Genomic DNA, 25937 nt, shown 5'->3' with positions numbered 1-25937 from the left:
GAGGTTTTCCCCCTCGAGGAGGCCGTTTTTCACGGCCAAACTCTGAACCGGGAGGAGTTCCTTAACGCCCTCCTTTTTCAGGACTTCCTTAAACTTCTCAGGAACGGAAAGCTCATCAACCTTAATCCTCTCAACCTTCACGCGCTTTGCCTTCAGCTCGTCCCACTTGGTTATCTCCGGATGCTTCGTCGGGTCGAAGCGGGGGTCAAAGGCGTATAGGACTTTATCGAGGTCCCTAAACCTTTCCAGGAGCTTCTTCGCCTGCTCGAACATCGCTATGCTGTTGAAACGAAAGCGGAGCTCCCTCTTAAGCTCGTCCTCGGCACAGCGCTCGCAGATGTACTCGTTGCGGTACTTTATCCTGTTGCCGGGCGTTAGAACCGTTATCCTGCCCTCCAGGAGGCAGAGACGGCACAGCTCGGCCTTTTCAACGCGCCTGTTTTGAAGCCTCCGCCTGAAGTAGTCCTCCCAATCGTCGGCGTTGACCAAAACTATTCTCGCCCCCCTCAAAAGCTTCTCTATCTCCTTGGGGTTCCTGTACTGGCTTCCCTCAAGGACCTTGAAGAGCCTGCCCTCGCGCATTATGAAGCGGTAAACTCTATCGGCCTTAAGTCCCTGCATCTGTGAGAGCTTCTCAGGTTCTTTCTCGATGAAAAATGCCTCAAGCTCGTTCTTCTTCCTGCCGGGCCTTATAACAAAGAGCATCTTTCGACCCTCACTCCACGGGGATCCAGCACTCCTTGAAGGTGTCTATGATCAGCGTTACCTCGACCCGCTCCAGGTTCTTGCCGAAGAGATGCTTTAACCTTCCGGCGAAGGTCTTGACCTCGTCGGTATCGTGAAAGTGGGCCTTTATGAGTATCTGCCTCTCGCCGCTTCTTCTATAGACTGCCTCGACGTTCGCCATCCCCGCTATCCTTCTGAGTATAGGATCAACCGTGTGGTCGTCTATGGCCAGCCTGAGCTCGATAAACACCGAGACGTACTCCTCCAGAAAGGAGGGATCAACGACGGCCGAATAACCCTTTATCGCGCCGAGACCCTCGAGTTTTTCCATCCTGTTTTTAACACTCGCCGGGGAGAGGTTTACCCTCCTGCCCAGCTCTGTGAGGGTTATCCTGCTCTCCTTTCTGAGGATCCGCAGTATCTCCCTGTCCTTCTCATCGACACCGGGCATTTTCCCACCGAATTTAGTTGTTCATAAAGATAACAGGATAAAGCGAAAGGCCAAAATCAGCGGGTAATCTTTACCTGGTTCATCAGCTCAAGCGGTTCAGGATGCTTCTCGAAGTACTCCCTAATGGGTTTGAGCAACTCGATGAGGTACTCGGCAACGCCGTTCTTCAAATCGAGCGGGTGGAGCTTTCCTTCGGCGAAGTCCCTCTTGAGCTCCTCGAAGGTCGTGTAGGTCACATCCCCACCGAACTTGGCCGGGCGGTGAATGGTAAATTCAGTCGGCTCCTCGCGGAAGATTATGTATTCGGCCCAGTCCAGAACGGGGTTGTATTTGACCTCCTTTGCCGGACAGAAGGCCTTCCTGAGCTTTTGCTTTATCTCCTCTGGCGAATCGTGGATGAACACAGCTGAGTAGGGCTTGCTCTTGCTCATCTTCATCTGGGTCTTGAGCTCTTTGAACTGCTCCTCGCTCTCTATCGGCCAGACAGGAGGTTCCTGAAGGCCGAGGAGGAGGTGGTGGTGTAAAGCTACCGGTTTAAGCTTCTCGCCCTTCCACTCGAGGGGATGGTATTTGAGCTTTTGAGCCACTTCAATCGCTATAACGTGGGCCTTCCTCTGGTCCATTCCCGCATGGGCGATGGTAACGCCCTGGTAGAAGATATCAGCGACCTGCATTGCCGGGTAAATCAGCTTGGCGAAGTCTATGGCCTCTCCCATCTGCCTGCCCATTATCGTTATCGAGCGCATCATTCTGGCTAGCGTTACGTTCTTCGAGATGTCTATTACCGTCTGCCAGTAATCACCTTTCTCCAGTATCTCGCTCGCTAAAACGAACTCGACCTTGTCAGGGTCGCCGCCCATGACCTTTATGCTCTGCTTCATGCCCTCCTTGAAGTACGTTAAGGCAACCTTCTGTATAGTCTCAAGGTCACCACCAAGCTTGTCGTTTATCCAGCTGTGCCAGTCAGCCAAGAAAACCCTCGTCTTTATGCCCGCCTTCTGGAGGTCCGCTATCTTAGCGCCTGCCATCAGTCCGGTTCCGAGGTGAATGTAACCGCTTATCTCGAACCCGATGTAGTGCTGCATCGGGATTCCAACCTCAAGGAGGTGCCTGAGGTTCTCCTCTGTCAGGAGCTCCTCCGTGGGCTTCCTCTTTATGAGCGCTATCTTCTCTTCAATGTCCACAGTCATCACCTGAGCCTGAAAGGGTGAAAGGCTTTAAGGGTTTTACTGATCCTCGAGACCCCCAAAGTTTAACGGAGCCGAAAAACTTCTCCTTCATAAGATTTATAACTTCCAGCGCCCTACGATACCCGGTGATACCATGAAGAAGGCTGCAATATTACTTGCAGTGTTTGTTTTCTTTGGCGTTTTCGGGTTTGCCATGGCCAGCGCCACTACCATCGGAGTCGACCTCGCCCACGGTGAGAACGACAAGGGTCTGGCGGTTCTAACGGACAAGGACGGCAACGTCATAGCGGACGGAATGATAAAGACCATCACCGACGTCAACTGGGTCTACATTGGACCGGCGGACAAGGCCGACACCCTCGGAATACCGCAGGCTGGTGAGCAGATCACCTACGACGCCATCAAGGACGTGGACTTCCTCATCATAGGCCAGCCGACCCAGGCCTTTACCCCGGATGAGCTGGCAGCCCTTGAGAAGTGGTGGAACGACGGCAACAGGATCCTCTGGATAGCGGGCGATTCCGACTACGGAAACGGTCCGCAGACCATCGATAACGTTGATGCGGTCCTCGACAGGCTCGGCGTCAACCTTAGGCTCGACCAGTGCTCCGTTGAGGACGCCACCAGCAACGCTGGAGCCGGTTATCGTGTCATAGGCCTCGTCAACCCATCCTCCAACACCCCGGACAAGGACATGCTCACCAAGGACCTCAAGAACGGAGGAAAGGTCCTCTTCCACGGACCGGGTGTCGTTGCCTACGTTGATGACCAGGGCAACTGGAAGAAGCTCCCGGCCGGAAGCGGCATGGAGAACGTCTACGTTATAGTCACCAGCAGCAGCGACGGTCAGATAGTCGAGAACACCGATCCCCCGGCCCAGGCATACACCGCTGGCGAGACTGGCCAGTTCCCGCTCATGGCGGTCCAGGTCTTCCCGGACAAGAAGAACGTCCTCATCGTCAGCGGTGAGACCCCCTACGGTGGCTACGAGCCGATGTGGACCCCTGAGTACCACGGCGTCAAGCTCGATGGACCGCAGTTCGTTACCAACTTCATCCACTGGACCATCAACGTTCAGAGCAACCTCGGTAAGGAAGAGGGTGGCGGTGGCGGAAGCACCTGCGGCCCGGCAATACTCGTCGGCCTCGCCCTCATACCTCTCGCCCTCTACCGGAAGAGGAAGTGATACTTTCCTTTCTTTTTTGGTCGAACCATTAATTTTTTATTGAGTTCTTCGAACCCTTTTCCGACGACATAACCGGGTGGTAGCCATGAGAAAACTCGCGTCAATTGGCGTTGTTCTTCTACTCGCCCTCAGCGTCGTGGCCAGCGGATGTATGAGTGGCGGAGGCGGGGAAACCAGCGGCGTAACCCTCGTCGTCGTCACCAGACACGACGCGACCATACAGTACATGGCAAAGCAGGCCTTCCTCCACAGCGAGATAGCCAAACAGTACAACATCCAGGACATCAAGTTCGTCAAGGTTCCCGAGAGCCTCTGGCCGAGCTATATCGAGAAAGGGGCGGACGTTGGATGGGGTGGTGGCCCGACCCTCTTTGACGACCTCTATAAAGCCGGTTACCTCGCTCCAATAACCGACGAGAAGATCCTCAAACTCATAGGGAACCCGATCCCAACCGAGCTCGCGGGAATGCCAATGATAAGGAAGGACGGCGACAAGGTCTACTGGATAGCTGCCGCGCTTTCGTCCTTCGGTTTCACCGTCAACAAGAAACAGCTCAGGAAGTGGAACCTCCCTATGCCCCAGAGATGGGAGGACATAGCCAGCGAGACCTGGGCCCTCAACCCACCCCAGTACGGCATAGCCGACCCGACGAGGAGCACCTCCAACACGAGGATATACCAGATCATCCTTCAGGCCTTCGGCTGGGATCAGGGCTGGAGGGTGCTGACCCTCATAGCGGCCAACTCCAAGATATACATGCAGAGCGACGCCGTCAGGGACGCGGTCATAAACGGTGAGATCGCCGCTGGAAACACCATAGACTTCTACGGCTACACAGCCATGCAGCAGAACCCCGACTGCCAGTACATCGTCCCGAAGGGGGAGAGCATCATCAACGGCGACCCGATAGCGCTTCTTGCCAAGGCCAAGCACCCGGAGGCGGCCCAGGCCTTCATCTACTGGGTCCTCACCGACGGACAGGCCATCTGGATGAGCCCCGACGTAAACAGGCTGCCCATCAACCCGCAGATCTTCGATACCAAGATAACCGAGGAGTACGCGAAGATCATCTTCAAGGGACAGCACGTTGGTGAAACCTACGGCGAGGCCAGGCCGGCTCTCAGGAAGGCCTACGAGGACGCGATAAAGGCCGAGGGAATACCCTTCGACGACAAGCGCGCCCTCGAGACCGTCAACGCACTCCAGTACTACTTCAAGGCCACGCTCGTTGACCCCAACCAGAAGCTCCACGACGCCTGGGTTGCCATAGTCCAGGCTCACAGGCAGGGTAAGATAACCGACGAACAGTTCAACCAGCTCAAGGACGAGCTGACCGCGCCGATCAAGTTCAAGGATCCTGAGACTGGCAAGATCGTCACGTTCACGGAAGAGTACGCCAAGAGCATAAACGACAGGATAACTAAGGACAGGAACTTCCAGGACCAGCTCGTTCAGGAGTGGCGCCAGGCAGCTAGAGAGAAGTACGATAAGGTCCTCCAGGACCTCAAGGCCCTAACCGGCTGAGGTTTTGCCGGCCTCCTGCCCATTTTATTCCCTTTTCTCAGCTTTTTAAATGCGGAAAATGCAAGGCTTTTCGGAAACGTTTAAATAGACCGCGGCTCGACCCAGTGAGGGTGAATGGCTGAACTCAACGGAGGTTGATGCTCATGAGGGTTAGTAAGTGGAGCGAGAGACTCTTTGGAACGCCCATATTCGACCCCGTAGTTGCGACTTCCTTCCTCTTCCCGCTCCTGTACCTCATATCGTTCCTTATAATACCAGTGCTGGCGATGCTTGCGATAGCCTTCGTTTACAACGGACACTTCTCACTCCACTGGTTCGGCAGCATCCTGGGATCGGACTATTATATCAGCCTTCCATCGGGCGACTTTTACAAACTCGTGACGCTTCCCAGCGGGGAACAGATATACTACGTCCAGGGCGTTGACTTCGGGGTTATACTCAACTCCCTCCTCGTCTCCCTCAGCGTCATGCTCCTCACGACGATTCTTGGGACGATCTTCGCCTTCGTCATGGCCCGCTACAACTTTCCGGGCAAGAACATCGTCAGGATCCTCCTCTTCGTTCCCCTCCTCGTTACCCCCTTCGTCAACGTCTTCATCGTCAAGAAGATGTTCCTCCCGAACGGCCTCATCAACTGGCTCTTCTACGATATCCTCCACATCTTCCCCCACAGGATCGTCATCGATGGTCTGGTGGGCGTCATAATCGCCCAGACAATGACCTACTACCCCATAGTTTACCTCAACGCCTACGCGAGCTTCATCAACATTGATCCAACCTTGGAAGAGCAGGCCGAGAACCTCGGGAGCGGGGGCTTCCATCTCTTCAGAACCGTCACCCTGCCCCTCGCACTTCCGGGAATCGCGGCGGGGGCGACCCTCGTCGGAATATTCAGCCTCGAGGATCTGGCAGCTCCGATAGTCTTCCAGGGCAACCCCCTCGCGAGGAAGCTCATGTCCTTCCAGATATACAGCGCCTTCACGAGCGGTTTCAACGTCGGCAGCCCGCAGCTCGCGGCCCTCGCAATAATAATGCTCACCATAGCCATTCTGATGTTCCTTGGAATCAGGAAGTACGTCAGTATGAGGCAGTACGCGATGCTCAGCAAGGGAGGAAGATGGAAGCCGAGGATAGCAAAGCCCAAGGCCTGGCAGGCGGCCCTTATATACTTCCTCGTCATTCCAATGCTCCTGATCTCAATATTCCCCCAGGTTGGTGTGGTCCTGCTGGCCTTCAGCGAGAGCTGGTCGGGTACCTGGCCCGAGGGCTTCACGATGCAGCACATAATGAGCATAGTCACCCAGCCGGACATAGAGAGGGTCATCATGAACAGCGTCATGTACTCCACCGCGGCGATAGTCGTCATCATACTGCTCTCCCTAACCGCGGCCTACGCCTCCAGCAGGTTCAAGAAGAGCCTCCTGGGTCCCGTTCTCGACAGCCTTTCGACCCTCCCGATAGCCGTTCCGGGTATCGTCATAGCTATGGGCTACTTCTTCTTCTTCGCCAAGGCCTTCCCTGACACCCTCCTCGATCCGACAAACCTGCTCGGCTTCAACCCGGCACTGGTGCTCGTGCTGGCCTATTCCATAAGGCGTCTCCCCTTCGCGGCGCGTTCCATAGCGGCTGGAATCCAGCAGGTCCACGTCTCGCTCGAGGAGGCTGCGCTCAACCTCGGCGCAAGCAGATGGAAGGCCCTGACCGGGATCCTCATACCCCTTATACTCCTGAACCTGCTCGGTGGTGCAATGCTCAGCTTCGTCTACTGCATGAGCGAGACCAGCGTTAGCATAACCCTCGGTTCCATCAACCCCGACTACTACCCGATAACCGCCAGGATGGTCGAGCTCATGACAAGCGCCGTTGGAAGCGCAAACCTTGCGGCAGCGCTCGGTGTCTTCCTCATGACCGTCCAGATAATAGCCATAGTCCTCGCGAACCTGATAACCAAGCAGAGGTACTCCTTCATAGGTCTCACCTGAGGTGGTGGTTGGAATGGTAGATGTTAAGCTCGAAAACGTGGTCAAGACCTTTGGCGATACCGTTGCCCTCAAGGGAATAAACCTATACATAAAGGCCGGCGAGCTCTTCACCCTGCTCGGCCCGAGCGGCTGCGGAAAGTCAACCACGCTAAGGATAATAGCGGGCCTCGACTTCCCCGACAGCGGGCACATATACTTCGGCAATGAGGATGTCACCTACCTTCCCTCCAGCAAGCGCGGGGCCGTTCTCGTCTTCCAGAACTACGCCCTCTGGCCCCACATGACCGTCTTCGACAACGTCGCCTACGGCCTCAAGCTCAGGAAACTCCCCAAGGAGGAGATAAAGAGGAGGGTTGAATGGGCCCTCGAACTCGTAAAGCTCAAGGGATATGAGAACCGCTACCCCACCCAGCTGAGCGGCGGTCAGCAGCAGCGCGTTGCCATAGCCAGGGCCCTCGTGGTCGAGCCGAAGGTTCTGCTCCTCGACGAGCCGCTCAGCAACCTCGATGCAAAGCTTCGCCTTGAGATGCGATCCGAGATAAGGAGAATCCAGCGCGAGCTCGGCATTACAGTGATATACGTCACCCACGACCAGGAGGAGGCGATGGCGATAAGCGACAGGATAGCGGTCATGAACGTCGGAACCGTTGAGCAGGTCGGAACGCCAAGGGACATCTACGAGAGGCCCAAGACGGAGTTCGTTGCTTCCTTCATGGGCAAGACCAACGTCATCCCCGCCAAAGTCGTTGAGAGGACGGGAGACCGCGTTACGGTTGAGTTTGACGGCATCCGGCTGGACGGTCTCCACTACACGGGGAAGGAGGACGAGGTCGTCATAGTCATAAGACCCGAGAGGGTGAAACTGAAACCGGTGGAGAACGCCATCTCCATCTCCGGAATCGTGGACCTCGTTGAGTACTATGGCTTCTTCATAGAGGTCGTCGGTCTCTTCGGGGAAGAGAGAAGGATCATAGCCAGAACCATAAGCGACAGGGACGTTGAGGGTCTTAAACCGACCCAGCCGGTGACCTTCTACGTGAACAGGGACGATGTGATTATTCTGCCGAGGCAGAAGCGCTGACCTTTCTTTCATTCTTCGGGTGATCCCATGCTCCTGGATTTTTTCAACGAGGGGCAGGTCTACGAGGTTCTCCTGGTCACGGAGTCCAACGCCGCTCCAATCGGTGTCGTGAGGAGGGGAGGGCGGCTCTTCTTCAAGCTCTTCGGGGGAAGGAGCGCGGAGGACATACGCTCCAATCCCGTCGTCTCGGTGCAGGTGACCAACGACGTCGAACTCATCGTGAGGCTTGCCCTCAACCTCGACGTGGAGCTCGAGTTCGAGGAATCACCCCACCGCAGGATCAGGCACCTCCCTGGCCTCTATGGAAGGGTCGAGTTCAGGGAGGAACGCCATGAGGATGAGCTCGGTCCCACAACCGTCCTGAGGTGTTCCCTGATCCCGGAAGGAGAACTCCCCGGGTACCTTCCACCCCGCCCGGTTAGTCGCGCGGACAACCATCTGCTCGAAATGGCGGTCAACGTGACCCGGCTGCCCGTTGCCGTGAGGGGGGGAAAGAGGAAAGTGGCGGAGAGACTTTACCGGCGGATTTTGGAGGACTACGAAACCTACCGGAGGCTGGGGGGACGCTCGAAAACCGCCGAAGAGATCCTCAAGCTCGCCGGGAACATTTTTGGGTAACGCCCCGCGGGAAAACTTATAACCTTCCCCGCACACCCTGGAACGGTGATACCATGCAGGGCAAAAGGTTTCTGGCCCTTTTAATAGTACTTCTCGCGGTGGCAGTACCGCTGGGTACGGTCTCGGCAGCAGGCAGTCCCGCCCCGGGAAGCGTTCTGATAAAGCCCCTCCCAGGAGTTCCGGCGATAGGAAAGCCCGGGGAAGTGATCGAGCTGACGCCCGCGGAGGGAGTCTCCATCGAGGCACTCCAGATAGTCTCAATACTCCACGGACCTTATGAGCTCGAAATACTTGGCACCGAAAACGGCGTCGTGAAGGCCAAAATACCAGAAGACGCGGTTCCCGACGTCTACTTCCTCATTGTGAAAAGCAACAAGGGCGAGGTAACGATACCCAACGGCGTCTGGGTAATGAAGGAAAACCCCAAGGTCATCAGGATAGCCCACGTGAGCGACCTCCACGTGACGAGCGGAGCGAAGATAGGTTTCGTCTGCGGTGACTACTTCCAGAAGAGTCTGCCTGAGATAATGCAGTACTGCAAGCACCCCTACGCGATGCACAGCTACACCGCCCAGGTCAGCGCGTTAACCTACTACGCCATGACCGGCCTCAAGGGCCAGGACATCGTCAACCTGATAATCAGCACAGGTGATGATGTTGACACCAGCGGTGACCAGGAAGGCTACAAGATGTTCGATCACGGTGTTCTCCTTGGAACGGCGGCGGGAACGCCCTTTATAAGCATTAAGGGCAACCACGACCACCCGCCGGTTTACTACACCAAGTACCTCGGTCCAAGGTACTTCTACGAGGTCATCGGGGACTTCCTTATCATAGGCCTCGACAGCAGGGGCGAGGAGAGGCACCCTGAGATGGAGCAGCTCCAGTGGATGGAAAGTGTCCTCAAGAGCCACCCGAACAAGACGGTAATAGTCCTCGTTCACCACCCCTTCTGGTACAGCACCCCCGATGGAAAGTGGGGCGGAACCATAAAGGGCTACACGGCCTTCGATGACAACGACTGGAAGGCCCTCACCAGGTTTATAAGCTGGGACTGGGAGGGCAGGAACGGCGAGTACGACGACATAGCGAGGTACTTCCTCAAAATGGTCGAGAAGTACAACGTCAGGCTCGTTCTTGCCGGCCACATCCACAGGGACAAGCCCGTCCTCTACATCGACAAGAACGGAAACGAGCACTGGTTCTACACGGTAACCACGACCGGCGCCCCGGACAAGACCAGCAACCCGCCGAGCGAGAAGGACAAGAGCCGCGGCTACACCACACCCAGCTGGTACGGTTCACAGGTGGCCTACGTCTACTCCAACGGCACCGTTGAGTTCCCGCTCGCTGGAAACGTTCTCCACCCGGGCATAAGCTCCCTCCCCATTCCCCAGAAGTTCATCGTTTACAGGCAGAACGGCGAAGATGGAACCGCCGTCAAGTTTGTCAACGAGCTCGACCAGGCGGTTACCGGGCCGATAGTCCTCCAGATCCCCGAGGGAGCCAGGGTTGACCCCGAGCACACCAACGTAACCTACACCGTCCTCGGCGAGAGGGAGATAGGAGGAAACTACTACATGCTCCTCAACGTCAGCGTCCCCGAGGGAGTGAGCCAGATAACCGCCGTTAAGGAGGCCGACACCAAGCCACCCAAGGTCGCGGTCGGATACCTCAGCCCCAGCAGGCCCAAACCCGGCCAGCGCTTTAAGGTGTACATCTCGGTGGGTGACAACGTTGGGGTGAGGGACGTTACTGTCCGGATCGTCAGCGACGGTAAGACCCTCCTCGAGTACCCCGCCTACTCCATGAAGCCCTCCCTCGTTGACACCACGTACGTCACCGATATTCCCGGCGTTGATGCAAGCCAGTTCACGATAAAGGTTGTCGCCACCGACTTCTACGGCAACACCGCCGAGACCACCTACGAGGTAAAGGCACCCTCAAGCACGGGGAGTCCATCAAAGACCCCGACGACCACCGGCGGTGGCGGAAGCACCTGCGGTCCGGCGATAATAGTCGGTCTCGCCCTCCTCCCGATCCTCCTGAGGAGGAGGTAAGCCCCTTTCCCTTTTCATTTACCGGGAAGGTTTTTAAACCATCATCCCAAGCCAGCCCGAGGGTGATGAGGGTGAAATTCAGGGGGAAGGTTTTCGGCAGCGTCGTGAGAATGGAGTTTGACATCCTCACCCTTAGCGAGCTGAAGATAGAGGACCTGCGCGATTTTGACGTTGATTCCATCAAGATCGAACTCAAGCCCACCTCCTCGGGGCTGAAGGTAATCGGCATATGGGAGGGTCCCGTCGGGGAGGCGGGAGAGGGAATAAAGAAGGCCCTCCTGGAGAGCTACAGGCTTCGCGAGAGGATCCTGAGCAGGATACGGAGCAAGACCGAGGCGATAAGGAGCACGATGCGGCAGCTCGGCTTCAGGGAGGAAGTGGAGGGTTACGGCAGCGTTCTTCGGTTCACCAAGAAGGTCGGACAGTACAGCATCGTGGTCATGGCATCAACCACCGACGACGTTGTCAGGGTGGAAGTGTATGGCAACGACAGGAAGGTAATCAGCCCCGAGCTCGAGAGCGTCTTCGAGGACGTTGAGGTGGAGGAACTTGAGGTATACGACTTCGAAAACGGCAAGGAGGAGAGGCTCGTCATAAACCTGGAGATACCAAAGAACGAGGAAAGGCCCGAGAAGAAAATAGTCGAAGCCATACGGATGATAGAGAGCATGCTGATGGCCTGATCCCTTATCACCCCCGGTGGATGGAATAACCTTTTAACGATACCACCCGAGGGGAAACCGGTGGTGGGATGTTCAGGCTCACTGACTTCAACTTTTATGGAAAGACCGTTTTTCTGAGGGCCGACCTGAACTCCCCCGTCAGGGATGGGAGGATAATCAGCGACGCCCGTTTTCAGGCGGTTCTCCCCACGGTGAGGCACCTGCTCGATGACGGTGCCAGGCTCGTTATAGGCACCCACCAGGGCAAGCCCTACGGCAGCGACTACACGACCACCGAGGAACACGCCCGGATCCTAAGCGAACTCCTCGGCCAGGAGGTGGAGTACATCGAGGACGTCTTCGGCAGATACGCCCGCGAGAAGATCAGAAAACTGAAACCCGGGGAGGCGATGATGCTCGAGAACCTCCGCTTCGCCGCTGAGGAGGTTAAGTACAGGCCAGTCGAGGAGTGTGAGAGAACCTTTTTCGTCCGAAAACTCGCCCCCCTCATTGACTACGTTGTAAACGACGCCTTCGCGGCAGCTCACAGGAGTCAGCCATCACTCGTTGGTTTTGCCCGACTGAAGCCAATGATAATGGGATTCCTGATGGAGAATGAAGTTGAAGCCCTGACGAAGGCCTACGGGACCGGGGAAAAACCCAGAGTTTACGTCCTCGGCGGGGCAAAGGTTGACGACTCGCTCCGCGTTGCGGAGAACGTCCTGAGGAGGGGAAAGGCGGACGTTATCCTCACGGGGGGACTGGTTGGTCACGTCTTCACCCTGGCCAAAGGGTTCCATCTCGGCGATGCAAACCTCGAATTCATGGCCAGAAAGGGCCTCCTCGAACTCGTTGATAGGGCGGAGAGAATACTGGATGGGTTCTACCCGATGATACGAACCCCCGTGGATTTCGCAGTTGATCTCGATGGGGAGAGGCTGGAGGTTGACCTCCTCAGCGACGAGAAGAGGCTCTTCGATGAGCACCCGATACTGGACATAGGCTCCCGCACGGTAGAGAAATACCGCGAGGTTCTCATGAAGGCGAAGATAATAGTCGCCAACGGCCCCATGGGAGTTTTTGAAAGGGATGAGTTCGCCCTCGGCACCGTGGGAGTCTTCAGGGCGATTGGAGAGAGCGAAGCATTCAGCGTGGTCGGTGGTGGCCACTCTATAGCGAGCATTTACCAGTACAACATAACAGGTATAAGCCACGTCTCAACCGGCGGCGGGGCGATGCTGAGCTTTTTCGCCGGCGAGAAGCTGCCGGTCCTTGAGGCCCTGAGAACGAGCTACGAGACCTTTTCAGAGACCGGTGCGGAGGATCGGAGGGGATAGCCCATTAGGGAGGATTGCCCCCGAGGAGTATCAGCCTTACCCTCCGAATGAACTCCGAGAACTCGCGCGCAAGGGCCTCCTTCTGCTCCCCGCTCAGATCGTCCATCGAGTCCAGGACCTCCTTAAGGACCCGCCCGAGCTCCCTTCCGCCCAGCTGGGAAAACTCCCTGAACCTGCGCGCTAGATCCTCGATCTCCTGGAGCTCCTTCTCGTGCTCCCGGAGATATTGGATACCCTTTTCCGTGGCCCGATAGAGCCTCTTGTCCCGGCCACCCCCTCCAGCGGCCTCGATAAGACCGGCCCTCCTTAGAGAGGCGAGGATGGGGTAAACCGTTCCCGGACTGGGATGGGGAATCCCATAGGTTTTTTCGAGCTCGGACATCAACCCGTAGCCGTGCATCGGCTTCTCGGTGAGGATTTTGAGTATAAGCAGTTTGAGATGTCCCCTGAAATACGGACGCTCCACAATATCACCGATATGTCGTCCGATACATTGGGTTATAAGAGTTTCGATACTACCGGCCGTCGGGACGGTATCACACTGAGAACCGGCATTTCGAGTTTAACGCCCCTCCTCTGTGCTTATCTTCGATTTGAGAGACCACCGAGCATCTGGAAGTCTTTAGTAACGTTTTGTTATCATCTCTCAAAAGGTTATGATTTGGTGGGATTTTGTAACGAGTTTTCTTCGGAACTCCGGGAAAAGCCGGGAGATAACTCCTCTCACTCCGAACCCTGCTTAACCCCGACCTTTTCGGCAGAAGAGCACTTTAAAAACTCTAAAGCGGGTTTGAGGGCTTTAAAAACCTCTGGAAGTCTCGTGATTGGAAGTGTGCACTGGCTGAACGGTGGCTGGAGCGCTCTTTTCCGGGCTGGGGGGATTTTCTTTGCCCTTGAACTAAAGGCTTTTCCGGGGTTTTTGAGACCCCCTTGGGGAAAGGCTTATAAGATTGGGGGTTTTAGGTTTCCTGTATTGGTTAAAGGAGCGAAAATCCCGCCTGTTGCAATAAGACTTTAGGAGACTTGAAACGTGGAAAACAGCCGGTACAGCGACATCTGGTGGAAGGTTGCAATAAGACTTTAGGAGACTTGAAACCTATATGAGGGGCATAGGGACGCCCATCGTCTTCGAGTTGCAATAAGACTTTAGGAGACTTGAAACGAAGAAGACTCTCACGTGGGAGGGCATCAAGAACACGGTTGCAATAAGACTTTAGGAGACTTGAAACTTTCTGGTAAGCCTCTTTGTGGAGAGACCAAAGCGTATGTTGCAATAAGACTTTAGAAGAATTGAAACGATGCTGCTCGCGGGTTATCACTCCGCGGCTCTTGAGGTTGCAATAAGACTTTAGAAGAATTGAAACGTTTCCTTGCCGTGCCATAGACTGCCGCTCCGAATATCGTGGGTTGCAATAAGACTTTAGAAGAATTGAAACCTTCGTGGAGCGGGTACTTTGCTATGTTGTCCTGAGTTGCAATAAGACTTTAGAAGAATTGAAACCATGCTGGAGGGGTTGTGATGGCGGTTAGCGTCGCTGCGCGTTGCAATAAGACTTTAGAAGAATTGAAACGTATCTACGGCGAAAAACCATACTCCTGAAAGCTACGTTGCAATAAGACTTTAGAAGAATTGAAACTGAGCTGTTCAACGAGGTTCCTGCCCTCTATGGCGAGGTTGCAATAAGACTTTAGAAGAATTGAAACTGAGGAGTTACTACTGTGGCTTCTTGATGAATTCGTTGCAATAAGACTTTAGAAGAATTGAAACCTGAGGAGTTCCTCAGAAAGGGCTTCAGGGCAATCTAGTTGCAATAAGACTTTAGAAGAATTGAAACCGAAAGCGTAGATGAGGTCGCTGATGGTGAGTGCCCGTTGCAATAAGACTTTAGAAGAATTGAAACTCAAGACAACCTGCGGAGAAAACAACAAGGACGACAATAAGTTGCAATAAGACTTTAGAAGAATTGAAACTTGATGGCTACAAGGCCTTGAAGCCCGGCGAGGGCTGTTGCAATAAGACTTTAGAAGAATTGAAACCCGCAAGGAAGTTTCGGCCCCGTACAATGAGGAAACGGTTGCAATAAGACTTTAGAAGAATTGAAACGCGCTGCATCAAACACTACCTCGTCATTGATTTTCACCGTTGCAATAAGACTTTAGAAGAATTGAAACCTCCTTAGAGCCGGCTTCCCAAACACTCCGATAATCTAGTTGCAATAAGACTTTAGAAGAATTGAAACGCAGAATGGGTTAAGGTTCGAGAGTTCGGAAATGGGTGTTGCAATAAGACTCTAGAAGAATTGAAACGACAAAATCTATGGTTTCAGCGCGTTTCCAGTCCAAATGTTGCAATAAGACTCTAGAAGAATTGAAACTCAGGGAACACTACAAAGGCAGGTATTCAGTTGACGTGAGTTGCAATAAGACTCTAGAAGAATTGAAACTGGGCTTCTTTGGTGCTTCTGCTGGAGTTTCCTCGGGAGTTGCAATAAGACTTTAGAAGACTTGAAACGTCACGGGGTCGGTCTCGTAGTAGGTCGGCTGGCTTGTTGCAATAAGACTTTAGAAGACTTGAAACAACAGTATTGCTACTATCACAATTAGATAGCTCAGGGTTGCAATAAGACTCTAGGAGAATTGAAAGTGGGGGGCATATCGGGGAGGACTTTTGCTAGAAAAACCGAATCTCACAAAAACTCCCCGAAAAGCAGATCCTCCTTCTTCCCCCCAGATTTCATAAAAACCCTCTCGCTCCAGCCCACGTTTCCAACTCCACGCGGGTTATGGGCGTCGCTCGCGAATGTGAGCTTTATTCCCCTTCGTATGCACTCCCTGATAAACTCGACGTCCGGGACTTTGTAGCGGGAGCTTATCTCGAAGGCCTTCCCCTTAGCCTCCGCAAGTTCTAAGATTTCTTCAAGCCCCTCCGCTCCAGGAAAACCTATGTAGGGAAAGTTCGCCCCGAAGTGACCGATTACATCGACGTTCTCGTCCATCAGGGCGGCCTTCACGAGCGTCAGGTATTCTTCCGGCGTTTCGAGCCACTCGTGGACGCTGGCTATAATGAAGTCGAGCTTCTCCGCCATCCATTCCGGAACGTCAACTCCACCGGGGGTTATGTTACCCTCGATACCCACCATAACCTTAACCTCGGAATCCTCGGCCCACCTTTTCACCTCGCGGACGTAGCGGTTCAGCGTCTTAGGCCCGAGGTAGTGGCTGTGGTCGGTTATCGCGAGCAGTGTTAGTCCGTTCTCCTCCGCGGTCGCTATGTTGTCCGCTATGGCACCGCTTCCGTCGGAGTAAACCGTGTGGGTGTGGGCGTCGTGGGGGTACTTTAGCATGCCGGAAAATAGGGCCCCCGGATTAAAAAGGCTTCTGGACAAAATATCCAACGTAAAGCCCACACTTGAACTTTGACAAAGCTTTAAATATCCGGTCCGGAAAATTAATCCCGGTGGTGAGCATGGTAGAGCGCTCAAAGGTTCGCGTTGTCATAGCGAAGCCCGGCCTGGACGGTCACGACAGGGGCGCAAAGGTCGTCGCCAGGGCCCTAAAGGAGGCCGGCTACGAGGTCATCTACACCGGAATACGGCAGACGCCCGAGCAGATAGTCGAGACTGTGATCCAGGAGGACGCGCCGGTCCTGGGGGTAAGCATACTCTCGGGTGCGCACATGGTCCTCATCCCGAAGATACTTAAGCTCCTTGAGGAGAGGGGGTTGAAGATCAACGAGGACGTCGTGGTCTTCGCCGGAGGAATAATCCCGCCCGACGATGCAGAGGAACTCAAAAAGATGGGCGTTGCCGAGGTATTTGGTCCGGGAACTCCTCTAAAGAAGACCATCGAGTTCGTTGACAGGGCCGTGGAGAACCTCAAGAGGTTCAAGGAGGCTTAAGTTTATATCCTCCCCTCCCTATTCTCCCCGATGCCCTATGAGCCTTGAAGAACTGGTCGAAGCACTTCTCAGGGGCGATAAGAAAGCGGCGGCGAGGCTTATCACGCTCGCCGAGAACGACGAGGAGAAGGCCAAAGAGATAGCGAGGCTCGTTCACCCCCACACGGGAAAGGCCTACGTCGTCGGTATAACCGGTCCACCCGGAGCCGGAAAGTCAACACTCCTCGACAAGCTCATAAAACTCGCGAGGGACGAGGGCAAAACGGTTGGAGTTATAGCCATTGACCCGACCTCACCCTTCACCGGCGGTGCCCTTCTCGGCGACAGGCTGAGGATGCAGAGGCACTCGACAGATCCCGGCGTTTTCATAAGGAGCATGGCCACTCGCGGTTCCCTGGGCGGTCTGGCCAAGGCCACGAACGACGCGGTGAGGATTCTCGATGCCTACGGCTGCGACGTCATATTCGTCGAGACGGTCGGGGTTGGTCAGACGGAGGTTGACATCGTCAAGACTGCCGACACGGTGGTCCTCGTCAACGTTCCCGGCCTCGGTGACGAGGTTCAGGCTTTGAAGGCCGGCCTTATGGAGATAGCTGATATCTTCGCCATCAACAAGGCAGACAGAGAAGGAACGGAGATGCTCTACCTCGAGCTGAAGATGGCCATTGAGTTCGAGAGGGACAAATGGAGAAAGCTCGGCTGGGAGCCGCCGATAGTTGAGACGGTTGCCTTCACCCTTAAAGGAGTCAGGCCGCTCTGGGAGGCGATAAAGAGGCACCGCGAGTTCCTCGAGAGGAGCGGGAAGCTGGCAGAGAGAAGAAAGGAGCGCGCCAGGGAGGAGATAAAGACTATCGTCGCAGGAGAAGTTGCGAGGAAGGTGGAGGAGAGGCTGAGGGAGAAGAACGCCGAGGAGCTTATAAATGCTGTTGTGGAGAGAAGGCTCGATCCATACTCTGCCGCCGAAAGGGTTATGGGCGAAACGCTCAAAATTTAGGTGGTGGTCGCGATGTTCAGGAAGATAGACCACGTTGGTATCGCCGTTAAGAACCTCGACGAGGCGATAAAGGTCTGGGAGGGCCTCGGCCTTAAAGTGGACGAGATCGAGGAAGTGCCCGACCAGAAGGTCAGGACCGCGATAATCCACATCGGGGAGAGCAGAATAGAACTCCTTGAGCCGACCTCGGAGGATTCCCCGATAGCAAAGTTCATCGCCAAGCGCGGTGAGGGCATACACCACATAGCCCTTGGGGTGGACGACATAGAGGCCCACCTGGAGGAACTCAAGGAGAAGGGCTACCGCCTCATTGATGAGAAGCCGCGCATCGGTGCCGGCGGGGCGAAGATAGCCTTCATCCACCCCAAGGCGGTAACCGGTGTTCTGCTGGAACTCTGCGAGAGGCCTGAATGAGGACGTACCTTCCCGGGTAAAGCTATATAACCCTTCCCATCCTTTCCCTTTCAGGTGTGAGCTATGCCTTACATTGAGAAGATTGAAATGAAGGGCTTCAAATCCTACGGTAACCGAAAGGTCGTCGTTCCGCTTTCTAAAGGATTCACAGCCATCGTCGGTGCCAACGGTTCTGGAAAGAGCAACATCGGAGATGCCGTTCTCTTCGTTCTCGGCGGGCTCTCAGCCAAAGCGATGCGTGCAACGAGGATAAGCGACCTGATCTTCGCGGGTTCAAAGAACGAACCGCCGGCCAAGTACGCCGAGGTTGCGATGTACTTCAACAACGAGGACAGGGGCTTTCCGGTTGACGAGGATGAAGTGGTCGTCAAGAGGCGCGTCTATCCCGACGGCAGGAGTACCTACTGGCTCAACGGCAAGAGGACGAGCAGGAGCGACATACTCGACGTTCTCAGCGCGGCGATGATATCGCCCGAGGGTTACAACCTCGTTCTGCAGGGGGACATCACCAAGTTCATCAAGATGTCCCCAACGGAGAGGAGACTCCTCATAGACGAGATTTCCGGCATAGCCGAGTACGACGCCAAGAAGGAGAAAGCATTAAAGGAGCTCAAGCAGGCGGAGGAGAATTTAGCGCGCGTTGACCTTCTCATACGCGAGGTCAAGGCCCAGCTCGACAAGCTCGAAAAGGAACGCAACGATGCCCTTCGCTACCTCGACCTTAAGGACCGCCTTGAGAGGGCCAGGGTTACCCTTCTCCTCGGGGAGATAAAGCGGCTTGAGAACCTCATAGAGGAGAGCAACCTCCGCGACAAGGAAATCGAGGCGGAGATAGCGGCCGTAGAGGCACGGCTTAAGGAGGTTGCCAAGGAGATAGTTGCCAGGGAGAGGGAACTGAACGCAATAGAGAGGGAACTCGAGGAAAAAAGCGAGGACGGCATCCTGGAAGTCACTAAGAAGATCAGCGAGATTCAATCGAAGATCGAGATGGCCAGGAAGAACATTGAACTCGCAAGCAGGGAGATAAAGGAGAGTCAGAGGAGGCTCATCCGCGCGAAAGAAGAACTCAAGAAGGTCTCCGAGGAGATAGAGAAGAACAGAAGCGCGATAAACCGCTGGAGCAAGAGGAGGGAAAAGCTAATCGCCGAGATCAGGGAGAAGGAAGTGGTGAAGAACGAACTCGTTGTAAAGCTCGGCGAGATAGACAGGAGGTTCTCCATGGCGAAGGAGGAGTTCGATAAGGTCGTTGCCGAGCTTGAGGAGGCAAAGAGAGAGCTTTACACCCGCGAGGCGGATATGAAGAAGTTCGAGGAGGAGATAGAGCGCGCGAAATCCCGGATAGCCCAGAACAACGCCAGAAGGGTTAGTCTGAAGTCTCTCATCAAGGAGGCGAAGAAGTCGCTCGAGGAGAAGCGCTCCGAGCTCGGCGAGATAGACGGCAGAATATCAAGGATAGAGGCGCGTCTCAGGAAGGCCGAGAAAGAACTGGAGGAGAAAACCAGGGCCCTGAGAAAGGTCGAGGGCGAGCTGGCCAGGGCAAAGGAGGAGCTGATAAAGGCGGAGGCCCGGAGGGAAGTTAGGGGAAACCGCGCCGTGGAGTTCCTGAAGAGGCAGAACATCCCCGGTCTCTACGGCACCCTCGGTGAGCTGATAACCGTTGCCGACGAGAAGTACGCTTTAGCCGTTGAGGTGGCCCTCGGTGGGAACTACGACAACGTTGTCGTCGAGGATGACCGCGTTGCGGAGAAGGCCATCAAACTCCTCAAGGAGAAGAAGCTCGGTAGACTCACCTTCCTGCCCCTCAACAGGATAAAGCCGCGCTCGATGCGTGAAAAGCCTCCCCTCGGCGTTCCTGCCATTGAGGTGGTTCACTACGATCAGCGCTTTAAGAACGCTGTAGCGTATGCACTCGGCGACACGCTTATCGTGAGTGACATGGACGAGGCGAGGAGCGTCGGAATAGGAAAGGTCCGCATGGTGACCCTCGGCGGAGAACTCCTCGAGAGGAGCGGCGCCATAACCGGCGGCCACTACAGGCCGAGGGGTAAGCTCGGAGTCAACGTTGAAGAGATAAGGAAGCGCGTTGAGAGGCTGGAGCGCGAGAAGGAAGCACTCGAGTCAGCAGTCAACGCCCTCAAGCTCGAGGTCAAAGGTCTGGAAAACGAGCTCTTCAACCTGCGCATGAGGAAGAGTGAGCTGAGCAAGGACCTGCAGGTGGTTCAGAAGGAACTGGAGCGGCTTCTGGCCGAGGACAAATCCCTATCCGAGGAGATAGAGGAAAACGAGAAGCTGATCGAGGCCCTCAAAAAGAGAATCCACGAGGCAAAGGGCGAGATGGCAAAGCTCCGTGGCAGGATAGAGCGCCTCGAGAAGAAGCGCGAGAAGCTCAGGAGGGCCCTCGAGAACCCGGAGGCAAGGGAGCTCAACCGGAAGATACGCGAAGTGGAGGCGGAAATAAGCAAGCTCCGCGAAGAGCTCGGAAAGGTCGAGAGCAAGCTGGAGAGTCTCGACGTTAGAATAAACGAGGAACTCCTTCCGAGGAAGGCCGACCTTGAGGAGGAGATAGAGGGCCTCATCAACAGGATAAACGCGCTGAGGGCCAACATCGAGGAGAATGAGAGGGCCATAAAGGAGTACGAGGCCGAGCTCGAGGAGCTTAAGAACGCGGAGGAGAAGGTCAGGGACGAGCTTAAGGAACTCCGCGAGAGGCGCGAGAGGCTCAAGAACGAGATAAGTGACCTCAGGGCGGAGAAGGACGAGCTTTCCTCAAAGCTCCAGGAGCTCCGTATAGAGGCGAACACACTGAAGATAAAGCTCACCCAGTACGAGGGGGCGCTGAAGGAAAAGAGGGACGAGCTGAAGCACTTCGATCCAAAGCTCATTAGGAGCATCAAGGAGATACCGCGCGAGCTCGAGGCACTGCGGGAGCAGATTGAGAGGATGGAGGAGGAGATACGCGCCCTCGAACCGGTGAACATGAAGGCCATAGAGGACTTCGAGGTCGTTGAAAGGCGTTACCTCGAGCTCAAGAGCAAGCGCGAGCAGGTAGTTGCTGAAAAGGAGAGCATCGAAGAGTTCATCGAGGAGATAGAGGGCCAGAAGAAGCAGGTGTTCCTCCAGACCCTCAACGAGATAGCTAGGAACTTCTCGGAGCTCTTTGCCAAGCTCTCTCCAGGGGGGAGCGCCAGGCTCATCCTCGAGAACCCGGAGGATCCATTCGCGGGCGGCCTTGAGATAGAGGCGAAGCCGGCCGGAAAGGACGTAAAGAGGATCGAGGCGATGAGCGGCGGCGAGAAGGCTTTGACCGCTTTGGCATTCGTCTTCGCGATACAGCGCTACAAGCCCGCTCCATTCTACCTCTTCGACGAGATAGATGCTCACCTCGACGATGCGAACGTCAAGCGCGTTGCCGACCTCATCAAGGAGGCTTCGAAGAACAGCCAGTTCATAGTCATAACCCTTCGTGACGTCATGATGGCCAACGCGGACAAGATAATCGGCGTCAGCATGAGGAACGGCGTTTCGAGGGTCGTCGCGCTCAGCCTCGAGAAGGCCATGAAGATACTCGAGGAGGCCAGGAAGAGGAGCGAGGCGGAACATGAAGGGATGTTCGGGCACCTGAGCGGGTGATTCGATGTTCGACCACGAGGAGTTTGAGCGCTGGATTGCGCAGGCGGAGTACACCCTCAAAAGGGCGGAGAACGACCGGCTTAAGCTCCTCTACGAACTCGACAGGACGAGGGCACCGATAGACGCCAAGGCCTACACTCCCGGCGAGGTCAGGAGAATGCTCGCCAAGGGGCACCCCCTGATAATGGACGCACTGGCGGACGGGGAAGTTCTGTACGCTGATGAGGACTACCTGAGGGAACTGATGGGAACCTTTAGAGCCGTTAGAAAAAGATTCCGCAGGTTTGAGAGAGGATGGATTAGAATTGAGAGGTGAAACCCATGGAATCGCGCCGCGAAGAGGAGATAACCCCCGTTGACATCCTCCTTCAGCTTGTCACCATGGGAAAGGTTGACCCCTGGAACATTGACATAGTGGATCTAACCGAGAAGTACATAGAGAGACTGAGGGAGATGAAGGAACTCGACCTTCGAGTCTCGGCAAGGGCGATCCTGGCGGCTTCAATACTCGTGAGGATGAAGAGCGAGGCTTTGCTTCGCGCAGACGAGGAGGAAGAGGAAGAACGTCACGAGGAGAAGCTCCGCGTTGAGGTCGAGCCGCTGGCACCCCCCCTGAGAAGGGTGGAGCGCTACTACACCTTCGACGACCTGCTCGACGCTTTAATGGACGCCCTCGAGGAGGCCGAGAAGAGGAAGCCAAGGAAGAGGAAGAAGGTCGAGATAGAGGAGGAGGTCTTCGTCGTGGATGACTTCAGGGTGGACATCGAGAAGCACGTCCACAGGCTGCACGGGATAGTCCTGGAGATGTACAGGGAGCGCGGGGAACCGATAAGGTTCTGGGACCTCGTCTTTGACCCCAGTCCGAAGATAGTGGCGAGGACGTTCCTCTACCTCCTGTTCCTGTCCAACATGGGGAAGGTTGACCTCATTCAGGAGGAGCCCTTCGGGGAGATCCTTGTGGTTCCCGTTGAGAATGCGTAGCCCTCTCCCCTTTTTTCGCCGGCCTGAGAGTTATCGCCAGCAGAGGCGGCTCGCTACCGATGTAGAGACTCCTCTTCTCCCGGTTGAGGTAGAAGCAGTAAACACCATCAGGAACCAGCTCGAGGAACTTGCCCGGAAGGGTTTCCCTGGCCAGCCTCCCGTCGAAGAAGACGCACCCGTAGGTTTTGGATATATCCGAAACCCACTCCCTTATCTCTTCCAGCGAAATCCTCTCGCACTCGAGTCGAGCGCAGACGAGGCTCTTTCTGCCGTCGGTGAATATCACAACCCGTTCGTTAACGTCAATTCTTCTGGAGCGGTCCAGGAAGGTCCACAGCTCAGAGTAAATCCTGTCGAGCCTCTTCCTCTTCGCGAGCCGTTTTATCAGTCTCTCCCTCGCGTGCCTCGTCAGGAGCATGCCACCACTTAGTCCCAGGGTTTATAAACTTCGCCGCGTAGATGGGGGCATGTATCTCCGCAGGGACCTGATCGAGCCGCGCGTTTACCAGGAGGTCATCTACGCCCGATGCAAGGAGCGCAATTGCTTGGTTGTCCTCCCCACTGGACTGGGAAAGACGCTAATAGCGATGCTTATAGCAGACTACAGGCTGTCAAAGTACGGCGGGAAGGTGCTATTTTTGGCCCCGACGAAGCCCCTCGCACTTCAGCACGCCGAGAGCTTTAGAAAGCTCTTCGACCTCCCGCCGGAGAAGATAAACGTCCTCACCGGTGAGCTTTCCCCCGAAAAGAGGAAGAGGCTCTGGGAGGAGAGCGTCATAATCACTGCAACTCCTCAGACCGTTGAGAACGACATCTTAACTGGTAGGGTCTCCCTTGAGGACGTTGTCCTTCTCGTTGTAGACGAGGCCCACCGCGCGGTGGGGAGCTACTCCTACGTCTTCATCGCAAAGGAGTATCTTAAGACGGCGAGGCATCCCCTCGTTTTGGGATTGACGGCTTCACCGGGGAGCGATGAGGAGAAGATACGCGAGATAGTGAGGAACCTTGGGATAGAGCACATCGAGGTGAGAACCGAAAGCTCGCCCGATGTGAAGCCCTACGTCCAGAGGATAGCCTTCGAGTGGGTCAGGGTCGAACTCCCGGGGATTTACCGGGAGGTGCGCTCGCTCCTGAGGGAGATACTGAAGGAGAGCCTCAAACCGCTCGCCCAGTTCAAGCTCGTCTCCACATACTCCCCGGACATATCGAAGAGGGAGGTTCTCCAGGCAGGCTCGAAGATAAACCAGGAGGTCGCGAGGGGCAACTACGCGGTGGGAAGGCTGAGGATGCACCAGGCAAAGGCAGTAAAGCTCCTCCACGCGATAGAACTCCTGGAGACACAGGGGCTGACGGCTTTAAGGGCCTACCTCAAGAAGCTCCGCGAGGATAAGAGGGCAAAGTCGAGCAGGGAACTCATGGACGACCCGCGCATGAGGAAGGTGATCTACCTCCTCGTCCAGGCGAAGGAGAGCGGAATAGACCATCCAAAGATGGAGAAGCTGAAGGAACTCGTGAGAGAACAGCTTGAACGGAAGCCCAACTCCAGGATAATCGTCTTCACCAACTACCGCGACACCGGGAGGAAGATCGTCGAGGAGCTCAGAGCCATGGGGATTTCGGCGAAGCGCTTCATAGGTCAGGCCAGCAGGGGAAAGGACAGGGGAATGAGCCAGAAGGAACAGAAGGAAACCCTTGAGAGGTTCTCCCACGGGGAGTTTAGAGTTCTCGTTGCCACGAGCGTCGGCGAGGAGGGTTTAGATGTCCCGGAGGTTGATTTAGTGGTTTTTTACGAGCCTGTACCCTCAGCGATAAGGAGCATTCAGAGGCGCGGCAGAACCGGGAGGCACAGGCCAGGAAGGGTCGTCGTCCTTATGGCGAAGGGAACTCGCGATGAAGCCTACTACTGGAGTTCCAGGCGGAAGGAGAAGGGCATGTTCGCGGCGATAAGAAAGATAGCGAGGGAGCTTGAGAAGGAGAGGCCAAAAGAGGAAGCTGAAATAAGGAAAAAAGCTCCGGAGAGTGCCGGGATGGGAAGGGGAAAGATAACCCCCCTGGATGCGTTCCTGAAGCCGAAAGGGGAAGAGGGGAAGGAATCCTCAAAAGCGCGTGCGGGTAAAGAGGAAAGCCCAAAGACCGGAAAGGGTAAAGCCAAAGCCGAAAACCCCTCAGGAGAAGTTAAGGAACTCCCAGTAAAGCCGATTTTTGTTAGGAAGCCGAAGGGAATCGTCGTCTACGTTGACTCACGCGAGCTGAGGAGCGGCGTTCCAAAGCTTTTGAAGGAGCTTGGAGCGGAGGTCGAGGTTAGAACGCTGGACGTTGCCGACTACGTCGTTAGCGAGGAGGTTGGCATTGAAAGGAAGAGCGCCAACGACTTCATCCAGTCCATAATAGACGGTCGTCTCTTCGACCAGGTTGAGAGGTTAAAGAGGGCCTACGAGAAGCCGGTCATAATCATAGAGGGCGAGCTCTACGGAGTAAGGAACGTTCATCCAAACGCGATTAGGGGAGCAATAGCCGCGGTGACGCTCGACTGGGGCGTTCCGATACTGTTCTCCTCAGGCAAGGAGGAAACCGCTCAGTTCATCTACCTGATGGCGAAGCGCGAGCAGGAGGAGAGGAAGAAGGAGGTAAGGCTGAGGAGCGAAAAGAAGGCACTAACCTTGGCTGAGAGGCAGCGTTTGATAGTCGAGGGGCTGCCCAACGTCTCGGCAACCCTTGCCAGAAGACTGCTGAGACACTTCGGCAACGTTGAACGGGTGTTTACAGCGACCGAGGAGGAGCTTAAAGAGGTCGAGGGTATCGGCGAGAAGAAGGCAAGGGAGATACGGAGGATCATAACGGCACCCTACGTCGAGGATGAAGACAGCGAATAGCATCTAATTTCCCCATTTCAAAGGTCGGCAGACGAACAAGCTTTGGAAAAAGCTTGAGCAAAAGAATTCCTTTCTCCCAAGTTGGCTAGTATCATCAGCGTTCACATCTCAAATTCCTCATAAATATAGGGTTACCCCAAAAAACCTTGAAACAGGTTTGTGTTTTATTCTGGCGTCCGAAGTACGCCTTGAGGATGGCAAACGCTCGAGAGATGTGATTAATGAGTAAACCCCTTGAGGATTTGAGTTTTTCAGAATAGCTGGCAATCTTTCCGCCAGCGCTGAAACTTTGCACTGCAAAGTTTTATCAAAGTTCGTGATTCTCGTTA

The 25937-nt window shown here is 55.2% G+C and carries 20 protein-coding genes, 1 pseudogene and 1 CRISPR repeat array; of the genes and pseudogenes, 15 read left to right on the top strand and 6 right to left on the bottom strand.

Translation table 11 applies throughout. The annotated features are described in order from the left end of the window. The 3 genes and pseudogenes from MV985_RS09920 to MV985_RS09910 all read right to left on the bottom strand — a co-directional run. Nucleotides 1-705, bottom strand: a pseudogene (locus MV985_RS09920) (RNA helicase); the annotation flags it as partial. Between the two features lie 10 nt (nucleotides 706-715). Next, a complete protein-coding gene (locus MV985_RS09915; RefSeq protein ID WP_297465835.1) occupies nucleotides 716-1177 on the bottom strand; it encodes an Lrp/AsnC family transcriptional regulator in 462 nt (153 codons plus the stop codon). 56 nt (nucleotides 1178-1233) lie between these two features. Then, nucleotides 1234-2361, bottom strand: coding sequence for a tyrosine--tRNA ligase (locus MV985_RS09910; RefSeq protein WP_297465859.1), 1128 nt, complete (start codon nucleotides 2359-2361; stop codon nucleotides 1234-1236). A 139-nt stretch (nucleotides 2362-2500) separates the two neighbouring features. Between MV985_RS09910 and MV985_RS09905 the strand changes: the two genes are divergently transcribed. From MV985_RS09905 to MV985_RS09870, 8 genes are all read left to right on the top strand, one after another. Continuing rightward, nucleotides 2501-3553: a CGP-CTERM sorting domain-containing protein gene (locus tag MV985_RS09905; RefSeq protein WP_297465833.1), complete on the top strand. Its 1053-nt coding sequence runs from the start codon at nucleotides 2501-2503 to the stop codon at nucleotides 3551-3553. 85 nt (nucleotides 3554-3638) lie between these two features. Then, nucleotides 3639-5078: an ABC transporter substrate-binding protein gene (locus tag MV985_RS09900; protein ID WP_297465831.1), complete on the top strand. Its 1440-nt coding sequence runs from the start codon at nucleotides 3639-3641 to the stop codon at nucleotides 5076-5078. Nucleotides 5079-5221: 143 nt separating this feature from the next. Then, nucleotides 5222-7060: an iron ABC transporter permease gene (locus MV985_RS09895; RefSeq protein WP_297465829.1), complete on the top strand. Its 1839-nt coding sequence runs from the start codon at nucleotides 5222-5224 to the stop codon at nucleotides 7058-7060. 13 nt (nucleotides 7061-7073) lie between these two features. Further along, nucleotides 7074-8141: an ABC transporter ATP-binding protein gene (locus tag MV985_RS09890; protein ID WP_297465857.1), complete on the top strand. Its 1068-nt coding sequence runs from the start codon at nucleotides 7074-7076 to the stop codon at nucleotides 8139-8141. A 27-nt stretch (nucleotides 8142-8168) separates the two neighbouring features. Continuing rightward, nucleotides 8169-8759 carry a DUF447 domain-containing protein gene (locus MV985_RS09885; RefSeq protein WP_297465828.1) on the top strand — a complete coding sequence of 197 codons (591 nt, stop codon included), beginning with the start codon at nucleotides 8169-8171 and terminating at the stop codon, nucleotides 8757-8759. A 53-nt stretch (nucleotides 8760-8812) separates the two neighbouring features. Further along, complete coding sequence (locus tag MV985_RS09880; protein ID WP_297465826.1) at nucleotides 8813-10819, top strand: metallophosphoesterase; 2007 nt, start codon at nucleotides 8813-8815, stop codon at nucleotides 10817-10819. Nucleotides 10820-10890: 71 nt separating this feature from the next. Then, nucleotides 10891-11502, top strand: a complete 612-nt coding sequence (locus MV985_RS09875; RefSeq protein WP_297465855.1) for a hypothetical protein — start codon at nucleotides 10891-10893, stop codon at nucleotides 11500-11502. Nucleotides 11503-11570: 68 nt separating this feature from the next. Next, on the top strand, nucleotides 11571-12818 hold the full coding sequence (locus MV985_RS09870) for a phosphoglycerate kinase (RefSeq protein WP_297465824.1): 1248 nt from the start codon (nucleotides 11571-11573) through the stop codon (nucleotides 12816-12818). Nucleotides 12819-12822: 4 nt separating this feature from the next. On the opposite strand, the gene MV985_RS09865 is transcribed toward MV985_RS09870, so the two are convergent. Together MV985_RS09865 and MV985_RS09860 are read right to left on the bottom strand one after the other, a co-directional pair. Beyond that, nucleotides 12823-13284: a PadR family transcriptional regulator gene (locus tag MV985_RS09865; protein WP_297465822.1), complete on the bottom strand. Its 462-nt coding sequence runs from the start codon at nucleotides 13282-13284 to the stop codon at nucleotides 12823-12825. A 534-nt stretch (nucleotides 13285-13818) separates the two neighbouring features. Next, nucleotides 13819-15462: a CRISPR direct-repeat array (repeat unit 30 nt; unit sequence GTTGCAATAAGACTTTAGAAGAATTGAAAC). A 43-nt stretch (nucleotides 15463-15505) separates the two neighbouring features. Next, complete coding sequence (locus MV985_RS09860) at nucleotides 15506-16162, bottom strand: PHP domain-containing protein (protein ID WP_297465820.1); 657 nt, start codon at nucleotides 16160-16162, stop codon at nucleotides 15506-15508. A 122-nt stretch (nucleotides 16163-16284) separates the two neighbouring features. Between MV985_RS09860 and MV985_RS09855 the strand changes: the two genes are divergently transcribed. The 6 genes from MV985_RS09855 (at nucleotide 16285) to MV985_RS09830 (ending at nucleotide 22735) form a co-directional block, all read left to right on the top strand. Then, nucleotides 16285-16716, top strand: coding sequence for a cobalamin B12-binding domain-containing protein (locus tag MV985_RS09855; protein ID WP_297465853.1), 432 nt, complete (start codon nucleotides 16285-16287; stop codon nucleotides 16714-16716). Nucleotides 16717-16753: 37 nt separating this feature from the next. Continuing rightward, nucleotides 16754-17710, top strand: a complete 957-nt coding sequence (gene meaB, locus MV985_RS09850; protein ID WP_297465817.1) for a methylmalonyl Co-A mutase-associated GTPase MeaB — start codon at nucleotides 16754-16756, stop codon at nucleotides 17708-17710. 12 nt (nucleotides 17711-17722) lie between these two features. Continuing rightward, nucleotides 17723-18124, top strand: a complete 402-nt coding sequence (gene mce, locus MV985_RS09845) for a methylmalonyl-CoA epimerase (RefSeq protein ID WP_297465851.1) — start codon at nucleotides 17723-17725, stop codon at nucleotides 18122-18124. Between the two features lie 63 nt (nucleotides 18125-18187). Further along, complete coding sequence (gene smc / locus MV985_RS09840; protein ID WP_297465815.1) at nucleotides 18188-21754, top strand: chromosome segregation protein SMC; 3567 nt, start codon at nucleotides 18188-18190, stop codon at nucleotides 21752-21754. A gap of 4 nt (nucleotides 21755-21758) precedes the next feature. After that, complete coding sequence (locus MV985_RS09835) at nucleotides 21759-22070, top strand: hypothetical protein (RefSeq protein ID WP_297465813.1); 312 nt, start codon at nucleotides 21759-21761, stop codon at nucleotides 22068-22070. 5 nt (nucleotides 22071-22075) lie between these two features. Further along, nucleotides 22076-22735, top strand: coding sequence for a ScpA family protein (locus MV985_RS09830; protein ID WP_297465811.1), 660 nt, complete (start codon nucleotides 22076-22078; stop codon nucleotides 22733-22735). Here MV985_RS09830 and MV985_RS09825 read toward each other — a convergent pair. Further along, nucleotides 22680-23153, bottom strand: a complete 474-nt coding sequence (locus MV985_RS09825) for a hypothetical protein (RefSeq protein ID WP_297465808.1) — start codon at nucleotides 23151-23153, stop codon at nucleotides 22680-22682. The two genes, MV985_RS09830 and MV985_RS09825, sit on opposite strands and share 56 nt — an antisense overlap. Nucleotides 23154-23202: 49 nt before the next feature. On the opposite strand from MV985_RS09825, the gene MV985_RS09820 reads away from it, so the two are divergent. After that, the gene (locus MV985_RS09820; protein ID WP_297465805.1) at nucleotides 23203-25608 is read left to right on the top strand and encodes a DEAD/DEAH box helicase; all 2406 of its coding nucleotides are present in this window, start codon (nucleotides 23203-23205) and stop codon (nucleotides 25606-25608) included. Nucleotides 25609-25937: the final 329 nt, after the last annotated feature.

Source organism: Thermococcus sp., from assembly GCF_027012695.1.
Lineage (GTDB): Archaea > Methanobacteriota_B > Thermococci > Thermococcales > Thermococcaceae > Thermococcus.
This window is presented reverse-complemented; position numbering and strand designations above follow the sequence as displayed.

Excerpts from the sequence above, each read along its gene's own strand:
- MV985_RS09855 (WP_297465853.1), top strand. The coding sequence starts at position 16,285 with ATGGTAGAGCGCTCAAAGGTTCGCGTTGTCATAGCGAAGCCCGGCCTG.
- MV985_RS09830 (WP_297465811.1), top strand. The coding sequence starts at position 22,076 with ATGGAATCGCGCCGCGAAGAGGAGATAACCCCCGTTGACATCCTCCTT.
- MV985_RS09870 (WP_297465824.1), top strand. The coding sequence starts at position 11,571 with ATGTTCAGGCTCACTGACTTCAACTTTTATGGAAAGACCGTTTTTCTG.
- smc (WP_297465815.1), top strand. The coding sequence starts at position 18,188 with ATGCCTTACATTGAGAAGATTGAAATGAAGGGCTTCAAATCCTACGGT.
- MV985_RS09835 (WP_297465813.1), top strand. The coding sequence starts at position 21,759 with ATGTTCGACCACGAGGAGTTTGAGCGCTGGATTGCGCAGGCGGAGTAC.
- MV985_RS09890 (WP_297465857.1), top strand. The coding sequence starts at position 7,074 with ATGGTAGATGTTAAGCTCGAAAACGTGGTCAAGACCTTTGGCGATACC.
- MV985_RS09915 (WP_297465835.1), bottom strand. The coding sequence starts at position 1,177 with ATGCCCGGTGTCGATGAGAAGGACAGGGAGATACTGCGGATCCTCAGA.
- mce (WP_297465851.1), top strand. The coding sequence starts at position 17,723 with ATGTTCAGGAAGATAGACCACGTTGGTATCGCCGTTAAGAACCTCGAC.
- MV985_RS09895 (WP_297465829.1), top strand. The coding sequence starts at position 5,222 with ATGAGGGTTAGTAAGTGGAGCGAGAGACTCTTTGGAACGCCCATATTC.
- MV985_RS09825 (WP_297465808.1), bottom strand. The coding sequence starts at position 23,153 with ATGCTCCTGACGAGGCACGCGAGGGAGAGACTGATAAAACGGCTCGCG.
- MV985_RS09820 (WP_297465805.1), top strand. The coding sequence starts at position 23,203 with ATGTATCTCCGCAGGGACCTGATCGAGCCGCGCGTTTACCAGGAGGTC.
- MV985_RS09900 (WP_297465831.1), top strand. The coding sequence starts at position 3,639 with ATGAGAAAACTCGCGTCAATTGGCGTTGTTCTTCTACTCGCCCTCAGC.
- meaB (WP_297465817.1), top strand. The coding sequence starts at position 16,754 with ATGAGCCTTGAAGAACTGGTCGAAGCACTTCTCAGGGGCGATAAGAAA.
- MV985_RS09880 (WP_297465826.1), top strand. The coding sequence starts at position 8,813 with ATGCAGGGCAAAAGGTTTCTGGCCCTTTTAATAGTACTTCTCGCGGTG.
- MV985_RS09860 (WP_297465820.1), bottom strand. The coding sequence starts at position 16,162 with ATGCTAAAGTACCCCCACGACGCCCACACCCACACGGTTTACTCCGAC.
- MV985_RS09885 (WP_297465828.1), top strand. The coding sequence starts at position 8,169 with ATGCTCCTGGATTTTTTCAACGAGGGGCAGGTCTACGAGGTTCTCCTG.
- MV985_RS09905 (WP_297465833.1), top strand. The coding sequence starts at position 2,501 with ATGAAGAAGGCTGCAATATTACTTGCAGTGTTTGTTTTCTTTGGCGTT.